Annotated in this window: 13 protein-coding genes; 5 read left to right on the top strand and 8 right to left on the bottom strand. The window is 42.6% G+C overall.

Features of this window, described 5'->3' with window-relative positions; all coding sequences use genetic code 11:
• The first annotated feature begins 10 nt into the window (after positions 1–10).
• The 4 genes from PF027_RS06450 to serC are packed head-to-tail and all read left to right on the top strand — an operon-like array spanning position 11 to position 4,418.
• Positions 11–1,429 carry a CYTH and CHAD domain-containing protein gene (locus tag PF027_RS06450; RefSeq protein ID WP_270872800.1) on the top strand — a complete coding sequence of 473 codons (1,419 nt, stop codon included), beginning with the start codon at positions 11–13 and terminating at the stop codon, positions 1,427–1,429.
• An 8-nt stretch (positions 1,430–1,437) separates the two neighbouring features.
• Positions 1,438–2,154, top strand: coding sequence for a bifunctional demethylmenaquinone methyltransferase/2-methoxy-6-polyprenyl-1,4-benzoquinol methylase UbiE (gene ubiE / locus PF027_RS06445; protein WP_270859688.1), 717 nt, complete (start codon positions 1,438–1,440; stop codon positions 2,152–2,154).
• Positions 2,147–3,316, top strand: coding sequence for an exodeoxyribonuclease VII large subunit (gene xseA / locus PF027_RS06440; protein WP_270876329.1), 1,170 nt, complete (start codon positions 2,147–2,149; stop codon positions 3,314–3,316). The genes ubiE and xseA overlap by 8 nt, the downstream gene beginning before the upstream one ends.
• 16 nt (positions 3,317–3,332) lie before the next feature.
• The gene (gene serC / locus PF027_RS06435) at positions 3,333–4,418 is read left to right on the top strand and encodes a phosphoserine transaminase (RefSeq protein WP_270872798.1); all 1,086 of its coding nucleotides are present in this window, start codon (positions 3,333–3,335) and stop codon (positions 4,416–4,418) included.
• A 525-nt stretch (positions 4,419–4,943) separates the two neighbouring features.
• Here serC and PF027_RS06430 read toward each other — a convergent pair.
• Complete coding sequence (locus PF027_RS06430; protein ID WP_270868826.1) at positions 4,944–5,522, bottom strand: PAS domain-containing protein; 579 nt, start codon at positions 5,520–5,522, stop codon at positions 4,944–4,946.
• Between the two features lie 150 nt (positions 5,523–5,672).
• Here PF027_RS06430 and PF027_RS06425 point away from each other — a divergent pair, with 150 nt between their 5' ends.
• Positions 5,673–7,580, top strand: a complete 1,908-nt coding sequence (locus PF027_RS06425; protein WP_270872797.1) for a zinc finger-like domain-containing protein — start codon at positions 5,673–5,675, stop codon at positions 7,578–7,580.
• Positions 7,581–8,422: 842 nt separating this feature from the next.
• Here PF027_RS06425 and PF027_RS06420 read toward each other — a convergent pair.
• The 7 genes from PF027_RS06420 to PF027_RS06390 all read right to left on the bottom strand — a co-directional run bounded on the left by PF027_RS06420 (position 8,423) and on the right by PF027_RS06390 (position 15,861).
• Positions 8,423–9,529 (bottom strand): hypothetical protein, encoded by a 1,107-nt coding sequence (locus tag PF027_RS06420; RefSeq protein WP_270872796.1) that lies wholly within the window; start codon positions 9,527–9,529, stop codon positions 8,423–8,425.
• 12 nt (positions 9,530–9,541) lie between these two features.
• Positions 9,542–10,288, bottom strand: coding sequence for a tryptophan synthase subunit alpha (gene trpA / locus PF027_RS06415; protein WP_270872795.1), 747 nt, complete (start codon positions 10,286–10,288; stop codon positions 9,542–9,544).
• Entirely contained in the window at positions 10,281–11,462 is a 1,182-nt protein-coding gene (gene trpB, locus PF027_RS06410) for a tryptophan synthase subunit beta (RefSeq protein ID WP_270872794.1), read from the bottom strand. Before trpB ends, trpA begins: the two co-directional genes overlap by 8 nt.
• A gap of 141 nt (positions 11,463–11,603) precedes the next feature.
• Positions 11,604–13,283 (bottom strand): ammonia-forming cytochrome c nitrite reductase subunit c552, encoded by a 1,680-nt coding sequence (locus PF027_RS06405; protein ID WP_270872793.1) that lies wholly within the window; start codon positions 13,281–13,283, stop codon positions 11,604–11,606.
• Between the two features lie 21 nt (positions 13,284–13,304).
• Positions 13,305–13,730 (bottom strand): cytochrome c nitrite reductase small subunit, encoded by a 426-nt coding sequence (gene nrfH, locus PF027_RS06400; RefSeq protein WP_270877245.1) that lies wholly within the window; start codon positions 13,728–13,730, stop codon positions 13,305–13,307.
• 263 nt (positions 13,731–13,993) lie between these two features.
• The gene (locus tag PF027_RS06395) at positions 13,994–15,265 is read right to left on the bottom strand and encodes a uracil-xanthine permease family protein (RefSeq protein WP_270872792.1); all 1,272 of its coding nucleotides are present in this window, start codon (positions 15,263–15,265) and stop codon (positions 13,994–13,996) included.
• A 14-nt stretch (positions 15,266–15,279) separates the two neighbouring features.
• Positions 15,280–15,861 carry a LysE family translocator gene (locus tag PF027_RS06390; RefSeq protein WP_270872791.1) on the bottom strand — a complete coding sequence of 194 codons (582 nt, stop codon included), beginning with the start codon at positions 15,859–15,861 and terminating at the stop codon, positions 15,280–15,282.
• Position 15,862 lies beyond the last annotated feature (1 nt).

Raw genomic sequence — 15,862 nt, 5'->3', positions numbered from 1 at the left:
TGGAGTGGGTATGAAGACAAAGCGCAAATTTCTACTTTATGATAGGGCGATTTTATTTGCATTGCAAGATGCTGGCGTCAAACTTCGCAAAAGCGATGTTAGCTGGTTTTATACATCATTTTCGCCCGAAATTTACTATGTCTGCGAAAACAATACCTTTACGCTTCATCATAAAAAAGAAGATCTCATCCGCGAGGCTTTAAAATTTAAAATTTCCAAAGACGATTTTAGCGAAGCTAAGGCCGATATGCAGGGCGAAATGGTGCAAAAATGCCGTTATGGCTTTGCGAATTCTCAGGCTGATTTTCACCTAGAAATTTATTCTTCCAGGCTATCTACGCTAATCACGCTAGTTGCGAATTTCAAAAGCGAAGAAGCTAGCAAGAAGTTTGATTTTATCAAAACATTTGGCGAGCACGAATTTTTAGATATCAGCGATGATTTTCGCTACAAAACACGCTATTTAGCGCGTTTTGGTAAGCCTTGCGAAAAGCTAAATTATGGCTTTGCCAAAAGCGTTTTTGAAAAATTTGACGATATGAAATTTCAAATCCCGCCATACGCCGATAGCGCGCAAAGTGCTGGCGTGATTTTTGCTAAAATTTATTCGCAAATTTTAAAATCGCACGATGAATATATGTGCGCCAAAGATGAGGAAGCGCTTCATAAATTTCGCATTGCAATGCGCAAAATGCGGGTTATGGTGAAATTTTTCGTTCCGCTTTTCGCGCCAAAAATCACTGATGAAATTTTGACACTTTTAAAAAATATTGTCGGCAAAACAAATCAAATGCGAGATATCGAAGTATTTAGCAAATTTTTGGTGCAAAACTCCGCCCCAGCGCACTTTGGAGCGCAGATGGACGCGCTTGGGCGCAGTATTAATGAGCGCACAAAAAGAGCTTTAAGCGACGCTGAATTTGATAAATTTAGGGCTAAATTTGAGGATTTTTTGAAAAATTTAGGCGGAATTTACCTTAGCCCAGAGTATGAAAAAATCGCCAAAAAATTTATCTCAAATCGCCTAAACAAGGCGTTAAAAGCCCTTAGAGGCGTGATTAGCGAATTAAACGAAAAAAGCGAAATCGCCAAATTTCACGACGCGCGAATTTATCTAAAAAAGGTTCGCTATGAGCTTGAATTTTGCGCTAGGATTTATGAGAGCGCTAGGATCAGCGAGGCTTACAAGCAGGTAAAAATCGCGCAAGAGAGCTTTGGCGCGCTCCAAGATGTGAGTATTTGGCAAAATTTCATCGCCATGTATCAAAAAGCAAGCGATAAAAATGATGAGAGTTTCAAATACCTTTTAGCTCTAAATAACGAGCTAATTGCCAAGACAAAGTCCCTAAAAAGCGAGATTTTAGCTCACAAAGATGAGTTTTTAAAATCCATAAAAAAAGCAATTGCAAAAATCAAAATATACAGATAGGAAAAATCGTGGAAAAACAAGAAAAAATCATAAAAATGTTCGATGAAATCGCGCCTACCTATGACAAGGCAAACCGCGCAATCAGCCTTGGCGTGGATACTTCGTGGCGCAAAGCAGGCGTGGGAGCGGCGCTTGAATACTGCAAAAACAAAAGCGTAAAAATCGCCGATGTAGCGTGCGGAACTGGCGATATGATTAAAATTTGGGAGGAATTAGCCCCAAAACACGGCGTTTCAATCGAGCAAATCATAGGAATTGATCCAAGCGTTGGTATGCTAGGCGTAGCCAAAGAGAAATTCAAAGACCACACCTTCATCACTGCGACTGCGACGCAAACGACGCTAGAAAACGCTAGTGTGGATATCGTAAGTATCAGCTATGGCATACGAAATGTAGTGGCCTTAGATGAAGCTTTGCGCGAGTTTAACCGCGTGATAAAGCCAGGTGGCTTAGTCGTGGTGCTAGAATTTACCAAAGCCCAAAATGGCGGGCTAGTATTTAAAATGCGCGATTTTTATGTCAGCAAAATTTTGCCATTAATCGGTGGGGCGATTTCGAAAAACAAGGAAGCTTACGAGTATTTGCCAAGCTCAATCGGTAATTTCCTAGACACCGCAAGCTTCAAAGAAAAGCTCATAAATTCGGGCTTTGAGCCACTTGTGATAAAGGGATTTAGCTTCGATGTGAGCACGCTTTTTATCGCCAAAAAGGTGCGCGATGCTTAGCGTCAGCGAAGTCAATGAAAAGGCCAAAGCGCTACTAGAAACGACCTTTGCTGGTATCGAGGTCGAGGGCGAAATCTCGAAATTTAGCGAGCAAAGCATAAGCAAACACTGGTATTTTACGATAAAAGACGAAAACTCAGCCCTTAGTTGCGCTATGTTTCGCTTCGCCAATCAAAGGGTAAATTTCGCGCCAAAAATCGGTATGCGTGTCGTGCTAACGGGCAAACTTACGATTTATCCAGCCTCAGGTGCGTATCAAATCCAAGTAACGCAAATGCGCGAAGCTGGGGCTGGCGAGCTAGAAATGCGCTTTAATGCGCTTAAAGAAAAGCTCTCTGGCGAGGGGCTTTTCGACGCGTCGCGCAAAAAACCGCTTCCGAAATTTCCGCGCCATATCGCGCTTATTACGAGCGCAGGATCGGCTGCGTGCGCAGATATGCTTAGAGTAGCAAACGATAGATTTCCTATGCTTAAAATCGATATTTACAACTCTTTGGTGCAAGGAACTAGCGCGCCAAGCTCGATCATATCGGCACTGCGCAGGGCCGATAGCGCGAGCTATGACGCGATTATCATCGCAAGGGGAGGTGGCAGCAAAGAGGATTTGTGGTGCTTCAACGACGAAATGCTCGCTCGCGAAATTTACGCAGCGCAAACGCCGATAATTTCGGCTGTGGGACACGAAATAGATTTTAGCATAAGCGATTTTGTCGCAGATCATCGCTCGCTCACGCCAACGGCGGCTATGGTGGATTTATTGCCTGAAATTTCCACGCTTTATCAGAATTTAGACGGCGCGGAAAATTATTTGAAAAAATTTATAAACGAAAAAATCGCAAATTTGCATAGTGAGCTTAAAATGCGATATTTCGAGCTAAAAAGCAAGTCCGTAGATACCAAAATCACGCAAAATTTATTAAATTTGCAAAATTTAGAGATTAAATTTAAAAACACAATCAACGCCAAATTTGCAAATTTAACTCACCAAATCGAGCTAAAAAATGAAATTTTAAAACAAAAAGCAAGCTATTTTGAGCTTACCAAAGATTTGGTGCAAATCCAAAAAGATGGCAAAAAAATCAGCCTAGAAGAGTTACAAAGTGGCGATAAAATCGCGATTGTATCGCAAAATGCTAAAAAAGAGGCGCAAATATTAGATTAAATTTCAAGGAGGCAAAATGAGTAGAGTTATTAATTTCAGCGCTGGTCCTAGCACGATCCCGCTAAGCGTTTTAGAGCACGCTAAGGCCGAATTTACCGACTACAAGGGTCATGGATATTCGATTATCGAGATTTCTCACCGCACCAAAATTTTCGAGGAAGTCCTGCATAGCGCAATGGCGCGCGTAAAACGGCTCTATGGCTTTGGCGAAAATTTCAAAATTTTGTTTTTGCAAGGCGGTGGCAGTTTGCAGTTCGCGCAAGTGCCTATGAATCTCATGACAAAAACAGGCTACGCCGAATACGCAAACACCGGCAACTGGACGAACAAAGCTATAAAAGAGGCGGAAATTTTAGGCATAAATCACCGCGTAATCGCAAGTAGCAAAGAGAGCAAATTCGACCATATCCCAGAGGTGAAATTCAGCGATGACGCCGATTATGGCTACATTTGCTCGAATAATACGATTTATGGCACGCAGTATAAGGCTCTGCCAAAGTGCAAATGCCCGCTAGTCGTGGATAGTTCGAGCGATTTGTTTTCAAGGCCTGTGGATATTTCAAGCGTTGGCTTGTTTTATGGCGGTATCCAAAAAAACGGCGGCCCAGCAGGTGTAACAATGGTGGCAATCCGCGAGGATTTGCTTGATAGGGCTGATGATACTCGCACGCCTATGATTTTGCGCTACAAAACCCAAGCAAACGCCGATTCTATGTATAATACCCCAAATACCTTTGGAATTTATATGCTTGATTTGATGTTAGAGTGGATCGAAAACGAAATCGGAGGTCTAGCTAAAATGGCTGAGCGCAACGAGCAAAAGGCCGCGATTTTATACGAGGCAATCGACGCGAGCGGCGGATTTTACACTGGGCATGCGAGGGTGGATAGCAGGAGCTTGATGAATATTAGCTTTAATATTGCAAGCGGGGCTGAGGTTGAGGCGAAATTTATCGATGAGGCTAGCAAGGCTGGTATGATTGGGCTCAAAGGACACCGCGTGCTAGGCGGAATCCGTGCGTCGCTATACAATGCAATTACGGTGCAAAATGTCAAAACTCTCGTGGAGTTTATGAACGAATTCGCCCGTAAAAACGGCTAAATTTTAAAATTTGGGCTAAATTTGGCAAAGTCTAAATTTAGCCATTTTCTCCAAATTCCGCTAGCGCAAACTTCAAAATACTGAGCCGAATTATCCCTTTTGTCTTTAATTTGTCATTGCAAAGAAATGCGAAGCATTTCCGAAAAATAAAACCAGCTAAATTTAAAAAAGCAACGCTTTTCTAAATTTAGCCACTTCTAAGGTTTTACAGGGGTGGGGGTTGGTAAGGGGGAGGGTAGCGTCTCCTAAAAAGCGCGCCCTCCCCCTTACAAGAAAAGCAAAATTTCGCCTAAAATTTAAAAAATCGTTCAATGCTAAATTTGGGTTGAATTTGCTTTAAATTTTACTGGATTGCTTCGAATTTGCTACGCAAATTCTCGCAATGACAGCAATTTTGGTGCAACGAATTTAAATTCGTAGATTGCCACGCGCGCGGTGCGTGCTCGCAATGACAAATTCAGCAAATTCTCGCAATGATAAATCAAACGCGCGCTTGCTTACAACGACAATGAATAATGCAAAATTTCAAATTTCGCCGCGGTTAAAGATATTTCTCATCGTGCGGAAAAAATTATCGGTAAATGTATCTTTGCGTAGTGTCAGCTCTAAAATCCACTCTTTGTAAGTTTTGCCCTTGCTAGCTAAAATCTCGTCCAAAATTTTCTTGCTAGCCTTAATCCCGCCTGTTTTCTCAGCCTCCAAAAGCTTGGCATAAATCGGCGCGATTGTTTCAATCGCAGAGCGAGGCGGAGCCTTGCGATATGCGGTATGCTCGTAAATCTCGCCACTTAGGGGATCGCGGTATGGGCGAAACTCTGTCATCACCCAATAATACCGCCCGTCTTTGGCTAAATTTTTAACTAGCGCGATAAAATCGTGCCCTTGATTTATCTCGTCCCACATCATTTTAAAGGCGAGGCGTGGCATGTCTGGGTGGCGTATAATCGAGTGTGGCGAGCCTAGAAGCTCATCGGCGCTGTATCCACAAATATAGCAAAAATAAGTGTTGGCAAAGGTGATAAAGCCCTTAGTATCGGTTTTGGATACGATGTAGCGATCTGGTTCTAGGCGAATTTCTTCGTTTATGGGGGTTGGTTTTTTCATTTTGTCCGTTTTCCTTTTTTATAAAGCGATTATAATTTAAATTTGCTTATAAAACAAAATTTTTATCCTAGTTGCGCCTTGGTGGGCGAAATTTGAAAAATAATAAAGCAAAATTTGATTATAATTAGGGATTAAATTTGAGGCGATGAAATGGACGAAATATACGAAGCACTGATACAAAAATTACGAAATTTAATCGACAAAAACTCTGCCAAGGCTAGCGATTTGCGCAATGCTAGGGGGGACTTTTTCCCTAGCGAGGTCAAAATTTCCATTAAATGGGAATTTGACGGCGAATTTAGCGATGAGGTCGTAGCCGGTGGAGAAAACGCCTCAATCCATTTTGGCAAGGATAGAGCGGGGTTTGAAGCGCATGCAAGCGAGTGCATGAGTGAGGCCAAAAACAGCCAAAAACTGCATGAAATTTTGCTTAGCTCGCTAAGAGAGGGGGCAAATTCGGCAATCGCAAGCGCGCAAGCACAGCAAAGGTATTATTCATTTAGCCCATTTAGCGTCTATGAGGGTTGCGAAAAATGCGCCCAAGAGGGCAAAATCGCCTGCAAAAAATGCGCAGGTTCAGGCACGCAAGATTGCCCAGCATGCGAGGGTGCGGGCAAACAGCCCTGCTTTGTCTGCGCAGGCGCAGGTCATATCCCAGCCACATACATTAAGGAGCAAAGCGACGGCTCTACCAAAATGGTCGAGGGTGTGCAAACCTGCCAAAAATGCGGTGGCGCGGGCTATGAAGAGTGCCAAAAATGCGCTGGCACTGGGAAATTGAAGTGCAAAGCCTGCGACGGGGCTGGTTGGAGCGATTGCGAAGTATGCGCGGGAAATGGCTTTTTTATCCGCACTAGAAGCGTTTGCGCAAATGCAAGTGCAAGCGCTAGAATCGGACTGCGCCAAATCGCTTATAATGATGAATTTTTGGCATATTTGTGCGCGCAAAATTTAGAATTTATTGCTAGCAAAATCGCCTTTACCCAAAGCGGGGAAGAGCTTAGCGAAAGTGCGTGCGAGGCCGAATATATCGGCAAATGCAAGGTGGTCGAGCTAAGGTTTGAAATTTTTGATAAAAATTATGTTTTGGTGGGCTTTGGCGATCGGCTTAGTATCTTTATAAAGCCTAAAATTTTCGATGATTTATTCGCCGATGATGCCATAAATTTGGTCAAAATTCAATCCCAAGGCGGTATGAGCGCGCGTCAGGCTTATGGATTTTTCGAGAAATATTCCGCTCAGCCCGTGCTTGATAGCGCGATGAAAAAAATCGCTAGCGCGCCAAATCCTAGCGAGGACGAGGCTGCAAATATCGTAAAACGCTCATGTGAGGGCTTCATCGGCGATGAAATGGCGCGAAATATGAGCGCGATGATAAGGAGCTGTCTAGATAGGGTTTCGCCTACGCACTCGCGCGCTGTGTGGGGCGTGCTAGGTGCGATAGTATGGGTGCTAGGCGCGCTTGGGGCGTGTGGATTTATGGCGGGGGCACTAGGCAAAAGCGCGCTAGTGGGGATTTTGGGCGCGTTGTGTGTTTTCGCTCTGAGCGCTAGCGTGTGCGGTGCGGTGCTGTGGGGGCTAAGTAGCGTTTGGACACTGATAAAACAGCGCGAAATCCCAAGCGAATATCGCAGAAGTCTGCGAAATCGCCCTGCGTTTGTGAAATTTGCGAAAATTTTGGCTGTTTTTGTGCTAGCTGGTGGCGTGTATGGGGCGCTGGCGGCTAAAAACAGCGTCCCAAAAATCGCGCTTGCGGGCAAATTTGAAAATTTAGCCAGCCAGCTGTGCGCGAAATTTAGCCCTGGGGATAGCGCGAGCGCGCCCGTGGCGATAAAGGACGAGGGCAATTTCACCGTCGTGATAATCCGCGATGCAAACGATAGCGTAAATATCAGTCAAAAAGAGAAAATCCTCTTTATCCAAAAGGCTGTCGGAGCCAAGCAAGACGGGATTTTCGGGCGCAAAACCCGCGAAAGTGCGCAAAAATTTATCGAGCAGAATTTAACCAGCGTAGATGAAATTTACGAGGCTGTGAAAAAGAAGCAGAATTTAGAATAATACAGAAAAATATAAAGAATTTGAACAATGCACTTAATAAAAACTGATTTAAAAAAATATAAGAGATATATACATATTCAATTACTTATAGTCAGCGTTTGTCTTTTGTGTATAGTTTTTCTCCCAGTTTCAAGCTCGATAAATTTAGGCTTGGCTTATTTTGCTTTATTTTCTGTGCTTTTAATCAAAATAAAGCAATTTTACATAATGTCAAAAACTGCAAAAAACAAAAATTCTTGGATTTTATATTTGATTGGAGTTTTGATTATTATGTTGGCGAGTTGTTTGCATTTTCGCAATCTTGTATCTGATGATAGCTTGCTGATTAATATTATTATTTTTTTTAGGTTACCTATTTGGCGGTATTTTTATATACAAAACCTATTATGTTTTTTACGAATTGAGTGATAATGGTGATTTTTTGGTCAGCATTTTTGCGATTTTGCTTATATTTGTCCCAAATTTTTATTTTGCTTTTTTAGCTATTGTTTCAGATATAGAATTTATAATGAAGAGCCTAGAATCAATTAATTTTTTATTTTGGCTTTTTATTTTTGTCATACATATCTATGTGATTATTTTGATTTACGCTAATTTATTTTTTGAATTTTCAATATATAAAAAAAATAGCAAATTTAAATAAATAAAATTATTGAAAAAATTTGTGCGTTGTAAAAAATGCAAAAATATATAATTTTTACGATACAAAAGATATGACTTGTCCAAATTTGTGACAAACTCTAAAATTATGTAGAATTTGAAAAAGCATAAAAACTACAATATGAATTGATAAAAAAGATAAAAAAGGCGAAATTTGGCTAAATTTCGCCCTGAATTTAGAATTATTCGATGATATTTGAGTTTTTGAGCACGACAAGGTGTTTTTTGCCGTTAAATTTCAACACCACAGCGGTGCTACTTTCGTCGATTTCTTTGACAAACTCGACGCCTATATCGCTAGGGCTTGCGCTTACGCTCTCTTTGATTTCATTTCGCAAAACGCTTTCAAAGGCTGAAATTTTATCGCTTTTAGCCTCCAAACGCTCTTTAAGCTCCGAGCTAAATGAGCTTTGCGGCGCACTGTTTTTCGGGGCAGTGTTTTGAGAAGCGCTGTTTTGCGGGACTTCTTCAAATTCTTCTTCTATTTCATCTTGCATTTCATCGTCAAATTTATCGCCACGCGGTTCGTATTCCTCCGCCATGACTTCCTCTATTTCGTCGCTTTGAGCTAGTTCTTGCCACGATTTTTCGCTCTCTTGGGTGAAGGATATGTTTTGTGCTACTTCGTCGCTGATTTCATCGTCGAAATTCGCCCGCGCCTCATAGCTACGCTCGCTACCTTTCGCGTCTGTATCCTCGCTCTCATCGCTGTTGTGGCGTTCTAGCACAGATGAGTTAAACTGCTCCCAAGTATCATCTATGCTTTTGCGCCCTTTAAATTCCTTAAATTTGCGCACGAGCACCATTACTGCGCCGATTAGTAGCAAAATGACAATGCTAGGCAGTATCCAGCCAAGGCCAGAATTTGAGCTTGGCTTTTCTTGCTCGGTTTCGCTTTGGCTAGGCGAAACGCTCATTTGGCTTTGGTCGAAATTTGGGTTTTTGATATTGATCGAGAGCTTTAATTTCGCGTCTTGCGAAATCGCATTTGCGATTAAATTCGCCCCTGTGGGGAAGTTGATTTCGACATTGTTGCCCTTAGGCGCGATAGTAAATCCGCGCAAAACCTTTTGGTTGGTGCGCATTTCGTTGTATTTCTCTTCGCTGCCTAGGTTTTTTAGCACTAGGCTCATCGACTGCCCGTCGATCGTGCGCGTGATATCTGGCTCATACGACGAGTCGAAAGAGAGCACGATATCGACGCTATCGTCGTTGTTGAAAATTTCGTATTGTAATAAATTTGCCCCGAGGGCGAAATTTGCAAGTAAGATTAAAAGTAGTTTTCTCATTTTTTTCTTTCTTTATTCAAATAAATTTGCGATTTGTTTTTGTAGCTCGGCTCCGCTAAATTTCGCGCACAAATTCACAATCGCAGTGCCGATTATCGCGCCGTCGGCAAAGGATTTGATTTCTGAAACATTTTCTTTGGTGCGGATTCCAAAGCCAATAGCCACTGGCAAATCGCTCATTTTATGCAGGTCTGCGACCATGTTTTTTAGCCTATCTAGCGGGGTTTGCTTCGTGCCAGTTACACCGATCGCGCCCACGCCATATATAAATCCACTCGCCCTGCTTAAAAGTCTAGTGGCTCTATGCTCGCTAGTAACGCTAATTAGCGGGATTAGGGCTAGGTTAAATTTTTGGCACAGAGCAAATACTTCCTCGTTTTCCTCAAATGGCAAATCAGGGATTATAAATCCGCTAATCCCGCACTGCGCGGATTTTTCGATGAATTTTTCCACGCCATAAGCGAAAATTAGGTTGTAATACACCAAAAACACAAGCGGTTTTTGCGTCTTTACTTCGCCCAAAATTTCAAACACTGTGTCGGTGGTAACGCCATTTTGCACAGCGCTAAAACTAGCGTTAAAAATATCTTTGCCATCGGCGATTGGGTCTGAGTATGGTATGCCGATTTCTAGCAAATCAAGCGCGCCAGCGTCTAAATTTGATAAAAATTCCTTCGTGTGCGCCACGCTTGGGTATCCTGCGACGATGTAGCCGATATTTGGTTTTTTGCCCTTAAATACGCTTGCTATCTTATCCATAGATTGTTCCTTTTTGATAATTCATTACGGTGTTCATATCCTTATCACCGCGTCCGCTGACATTTACGATTATGGTTTTTTTCTCTTTCAAATTTGGGCAGAGTTTTTCGAGATAGGCTAGGGCGTGCGAGCTCTCAATCGCAGGGATAATGCCCTCTAAACGCGAGCAAAGTTTAAGCGCGTTTATGCACTCATCGTCTGTGACGGCGGCGTATTTGGCGCGAGCGATATCGTGCAAATGCGCGTGCTGTGGGCCCACACCCGGATAATCAAGACCTGCTGAAATGCTATGGACTGGGTCGATCATGCCGTATTTGTTTTGTAAAACGATAGTTTTCATGCCATGGATTATGCCGGGTTTGCCCTTTGTGATAGTAGCTGCGTGATAAGGTGTATCTACGCCAAGACCTGCGGCTTCTACGCCGATTAAATTTACGCTTTCATCGTCTAAAAATGCAGTGAAAATTCCAATCGCGTTGCTTCCGCCACCCACGCAGGCGATGACGAAATCAGGTTTTATGCCAAGTTCTGCGGCTTGTACTTTGGCTTCGTCGCCGATAATGCGCTGGAAATCGCGCACCATAGCAGGGTATGGGTGCGGTCCCACAGCCGAGCCGATGACATAAAATACGCTTTCAATCTCATTTACCCATGCTTGAATTGCCGCTGTGGTAGCTTCTTTTAATGTTTTTAAGCCGTCTGAAATCGTAACCAAATTTGCGCCGAGTAGCTTCATACGAAATGCGTTTAACTGCTGTCTAGCGGCATCTGTTTCGCCCATATACACATCGCACTCCAAGCCCAAAAGTGCCGCAGCTGTCGCAGTCGCTACACCGTGCTGACCTGCGCCGGTTTCTGCTATGACCTTTTTTTTGCCCATTTTTTTGGCGAGCAAGGCTTGGGCTAGGGCGTTGTTGATTTTGTGCGCGCCAGTGTGGTTTAGATCCTCGCGTTTGAGATAAATCTCATGCCCGTAATGCTCGCTAAGGCGCGTAGCGTGGTAAAGCGGGCTAGGGCGACCAGCGTAGTTTTTCAGCAAATCTGCTAGCTCGTCTTGAAATTCTTTGGTTTTTGAAATTTTATCGTAAGCTTCCTCTAACTCTTCTAGCGCAAACATCGCAGTTTCTGGGACAAACTGCCCTCCAAATGCGCCAAAATATGCCTTTGCGTTCATAAGCGTCCTTCAAAAATAAAATTTGGCGATTATACAAAATTTAGCGTTAAATAGTGCTTTTGTGAAGGTTAAATTTTAAAATTTTAGGGCAAAAAAAATGCCCCGATTGCTCGGGGCAGCTGAATTTCAATCAATCAAAGATTATTTGAAATTCATATTTTTGATATCCTCGTCAAGTTTTTTGAGTTTATCAGAAGGATCAATCGCTGTTGGGTAGTTGTGAGATGTGATAACCTCTGGCTCAGGGATCTCGTCTGCGTTTTGGCGTAGAGCGATTGTGATACCGTATGGAACTAGGGCATTAACAAGTGCTGCTTGACCCTCTCTTGCGACAGTTTGGCATTGACCTACGATTCTGCTTGCTTCTTGTGGAGCGTGGAATCCGTAGCTGTTCTCGCTAAATCCGAAGTCCCAGCGGATGTGAGCTTTTCTGTGGTAAGCTAGAACATCTTTTAGTGCCTCGCTGATAGCTGCTTTTTGAGCGTCAGCATCAAGGCCTGAGAATTGCTCGTGTTTAGCTAGCTCTTCGCGTGCTGTAACAACATCTTGGATAAATGCCATTAGGTTGTTTTCGCATTTTCTAAGCTCGAACGCATAGCGATTTTGGATAAATGAAATTCTATCTTTTAGCTCTTGCTCGCTTTGCATGTGGCAAGTTTTGCATGCGCCAGTAATGTCAGCATAAGGTGTTTGGATTGTGTGATTTGTGATTTTCTTAGCACCTTCGCGTTTGTATGGCATGTGGCAATCTACGCATGTTACACCGCTTCTAGCGTGGATGCTTGTAGAGTATAGCTCTGCTTCTGGGTGTTGCATTTTTACGATTGGAGCGTCAGTTAGTTTGTGTTTGTAGTCGAATTTGAATTGACCATTTGCAGCTTTCTCATCGTAGTATTCATCGAAATTCTCGATTTTGAAAGGCTCGTCTTTTTTCCATTTAGCCCATGGGAAAACTAGTGTAGAGTTCATGCCTGGATAGTATTCGACATGGCATTGCATACAAACATAGTTTCTCATCTCTACTCTTGTGCCTTTGATACCTGATTTAGGATCTGCTTCATAACCGCGCTCAACCATCGCATTTACAAATCCTGGGCGAGTTACGCGCAAACTCATATCATCTGGGTGGTGGCAATCAGCACAGGCTGAACCTAGTTGAGCGCCGCCGTGAGGATCTTCGCCGTGTTTTTTAGTGATCATTTTAACAACATCGAAGTATGGGATAGAGTTCATTTTTGTCCATGCTTCTTTTTTGAATACGCCATTTTCTTTGTCATTGTCGAAATAACCCATTGGTTGGTTAAATGACTCTGGGCGAGTAGCTGGATCGTGTAATTCTTTGTAATCAGGATCGCTCATTATAGCCATGATATGACCGCTGTGGCAGTTCATACAATATCCTGGTTGGCCGTTAAATTTAGGCAATCCGTGAGAATTTAGATACTCTTTGTTGTTGCGTTTTGTCTCCATTTGATCTATTTGTGAATAGTAGTGAAGTCTTGGGCGATTGTAATCTACCGCAAACGCATAGCCCTTCCAAAATACGCTAGCAGCTGGGAAGCGGCGAAGTTTTGAGTATGGTAATGAACCAGCCCAATCAGTCTCGAAATTTATGTCTTTCATTTTCAAAGTCATATCAAGATGGCTTGGGAAATTTTTACCCCACTCTTGGATATTTGGAACAGTATCGTCGTTCTTAGTAAGCATTAGCGGATATTCTCTATCCTCATTTTTTTTACTGTTAATGTCAGCGAAAAGCGCAAGGACGCCAGCACCTGCAAGTGCCGCGATGACAAAAACGGTAGCAAAAAGTTTTTTCATTATGGTACTCCTATTTAAATTTTAATAATTATGGGCGTGTCCGGCTTGTCTATGACAAGATACGCAACTAAGGGCTTCGTTTTGGACATCTGAGCCACCTGCTTGTTTAGCGTGAATCGCTGGTTCAGCATACTCTTTATGGCACTCGATGCAGTTTTGTTGCACGATTGCTTTGCTCTTAGGGCTAGCTGAAAAAGCTACCGGGTTGTCCTTGAAAGTAAAAGCATAGCCATGGTGAAGACCGCTTTCTGCTTTCATCAGCCATTTGCCGACAAAGTCGTGTGGCAAGTGGCAATCACCACAAGTAGCGACATGCTGGTGACCACCTTTTTCCCAGCTCTCATAGACTTGGTTCATGACATGGCATTTTTTACAGGCGATTGGATCTTTGCTAAGATGCACTAGGCCGTCTGCATAGACAAATGTAAAAACACCGAAGCCAAACACTAAGCCTATCAAGGCTGAAAGAATGAGGCCGGCTACAGAAAAAGGCTTTTTCTGTGATGATTTGTTAGTAATCAAAGCACTCCTTTCATTTAAAATTTGTTAAGTTGGTATTTTAGCACGATTTAGTAAAAATTTATTGATTTAAATCAATAAATTTGCTTAAAATGTTACATAATTATAATTTATTACAAATTTTGTTTTATTTGGAATTTTAGTAGGAATTTAAAGATAAATTTTTGCAAATTTATCTTTAAATTTTGAGTTTATTCTTCGTCGCTTTCTAGCTGCTCGAAGTCCATTTCTTCGATTTTATCGACCTTTGGTAGAACTAAATTTAAAACCACGCCCACGATTGCTCCAAGGCCAATGCCGCTAAATTTAGCAAAACCAAAATCCAGCACCAACCCGCCGATTGAAACGACCAAGATTAGCGAGATTATGACCATGTTTCGCGGATTTGATAGATCAACTTTGGCTTTGATGAGAGATTCCATGCCCACAGAAGCGATGATTCCAAAGAGCAAAATCATAATTCCGCCGATGACAGGCACCGGGATTGTGGCGATAAATGCCCCTAGCTTGCCCACAAATGCAAGCAAAATCGCAGTTATGGCTGTCCATGTCATAATGGCTGGGTTGAAGGCTTTGGTTAAGCGCACAGCGCCTGTAACTTCGCTATAAGTGGTGTTTGGCGGACCACCAAAACACGCTGCTGCCGTGGTCGCCAAACCATCGCCCAAAAGCGTGCTTTTAAGTCCTGGGTTTTTTAAGAAATTTTCCTTTGTTACATTACTAATCGTCAAAATATCGCCGATATGCTCGATTGTAGGGGCTATGGCGATTGGAAGCATGTATAAAATCGCGTTGAGATTAAAGCTTGGTGCGCTGAAATTTGGCACGGAAAACCACTTTGCGTTGCTAATGGGCGAGAAATCCACGATTCCAAAGCATAGCGAGGCGATGTATCCTACAAAAATACCAGATAAAATCGGTATTAGCCTGATGATACCCTTGCCAAACATTATGGCGATTATCGTGGCGATTAGCGAGATAAAAGCGATGATAAGCGCGGTGGTTTGCGGGATTGCGTCGATGTCTTTTGCCATAGCCATATTTACGGCTGTCGGGCTTAGGATTAGGCCGATTGCGATGATGACAGGACCCACGACGACTGGGGGTAAGAGCTTGTGTATGAAGCCATCGCCCTTGTATCTAACCACAAAGCTAAGTGCGACATAGAGCAAACCTGCCGCCATTAATCCGCCCATTGTCGCACTCACGCCCCATTGTGATACACTGAAAGTTATCGGCGTGATAAACGCAAACGAACTAGCCAAAAATATCGGCACGACCTGCTTTCTCGTGCAAAGCTGAAAAACAAGCGTTCCGATACCAGCCGTAAATAGCGCGACATTAGTATCAAGTCCTGTCAAAATCGGCACCAAAACAAGCGCACCAAATGCTACGAATAAAAATTGCACGCCTAAAAGCGAATCTTTTAGCCTAAAATTGTAGCCTTTATACCTCTCTGCCATTTTCCCTCCTTAAATCATCTAAAAATCATCAAAATTCCGATTACGCACATTAAAATCGCGCAAAAAATCTCTAAATATCGCAAATGCGTTTTAAGCAAATTTTTCAAAATCGTTCCACCGAGCGAATACACGCTAAGCGCGATAATCTCGCTTAGACACATTATGCCGATTAAGCCGAAGTTGTAATAACCCAAAATTTGGTTAGCATTGATAAATTTAGGATAAATCGCGGCGAAAAATATCCATGCTTTGGGATTTGTCGTAGAAATCACAAAGCCTTGCGCGAATAAATTTTTCTCTATTTTTTGCTCTTTTTCTTCGAATTTTCCGTTGCTTCTAAAAAGCGAAATTCCAAGATATAAAATGTAAATTCCGCCCAAAACCTTGATTACAAAAAGTGCGCTTGGGTGCGTTATCAAAAGCCCAGCAATACCTAAAATGCAAGCAAGTGAAACGAGCGCAATACCGATAGTTTGGGCTATGAGCGCAGGAAGCGAGCGCGCGTATCCATGCGACATGCCTAAATTTAGCGCATAAATCATATTAATGCCCGGCATTAGCGAAATCGGAAACATTGTAAGAAAAAATAAAATCATA

This window comes from Campylobacter sp. VBCF_01 NA2 (assembly GCF_027797205.1).
Taxonomy (GTDB): Bacteria; Campylobacterota; Campylobacteria; order Campylobacterales; family Campylobacteraceae; genus Campylobacter_B.
Note: the sequence above shows the minus strand (reverse complement) of the source record. Positions and strands in the feature narration are given on the sequence as shown.

Excerpts from the sequence above, each read along its gene's own strand:
- PF027_RS06450 (WP_270872800.1), top strand. The coding sequence starts at position 11 with ATGAAGACAAAGCGCAAATTTCTACTTTATGATAGGGCGATTTTATTT.
- xseA (WP_270876329.1), top strand. The coding sequence starts at position 2,147 with ATGCTTAGCGTCAGCGAAGTCAATGAAAAGGCCAAAGCGCTACTAGAA.
- serC (WP_270872798.1), top strand. The coding sequence starts at position 3,333 with ATGAGTAGAGTTATTAATTTCAGCGCTGGTCCTAGCACGATCCCGCTA.
- PF027_RS06430 (WP_270868826.1), bottom strand. The coding sequence starts at position 5,522 with ATGAAAAAACCAACCCCCATAAACGAAGAAATTCGCCTAGAACCAGAT.
- PF027_RS06425 (WP_270872797.1), top strand. The coding sequence starts at position 5,673 with ATGGACGAAATATACGAAGCACTGATACAAAAATTACGAAATTTAATC.
- PF027_RS06420 (WP_270872796.1), bottom strand. The coding sequence starts at position 9,529 with ATGAGAAAACTACTTTTAATCTTACTTGCAAATTTCGCCCTCGGGGCA.
- trpA (WP_270872795.1), bottom strand. The coding sequence starts at position 10,288 with ATGGATAAGATAGCAAGCGTATTTAAGGGCAAAAAACCAAATATCGGC.
- trpB (WP_270872794.1), bottom strand. The coding sequence starts at position 11,462 with ATGAACGCAAAGGCATATTTTGGCGCATTTGGAGGGCAGTTTGTCCCA.
- PF027_RS06405 (WP_270872793.1), bottom strand. The coding sequence starts at position 13,283 with ATGAAAAAACTTTTTGCTACCGTTTTTGTCATCGCGGCACTTGCAGGT.
- PF027_RS06395 (WP_270872792.1), bottom strand. The coding sequence starts at position 15,265 with ATGGCAGAGAGGTATAAAGGCTACAATTTTAGGCTAAAAGATTCGCTT.
- PF027_RS06390 (WP_270872791.1), bottom strand. The coding sequence starts at position 15,861 with ATGATTTTATTTTTTCTTACAATGTTTCCGATTTCGCTAATGCCGGGC.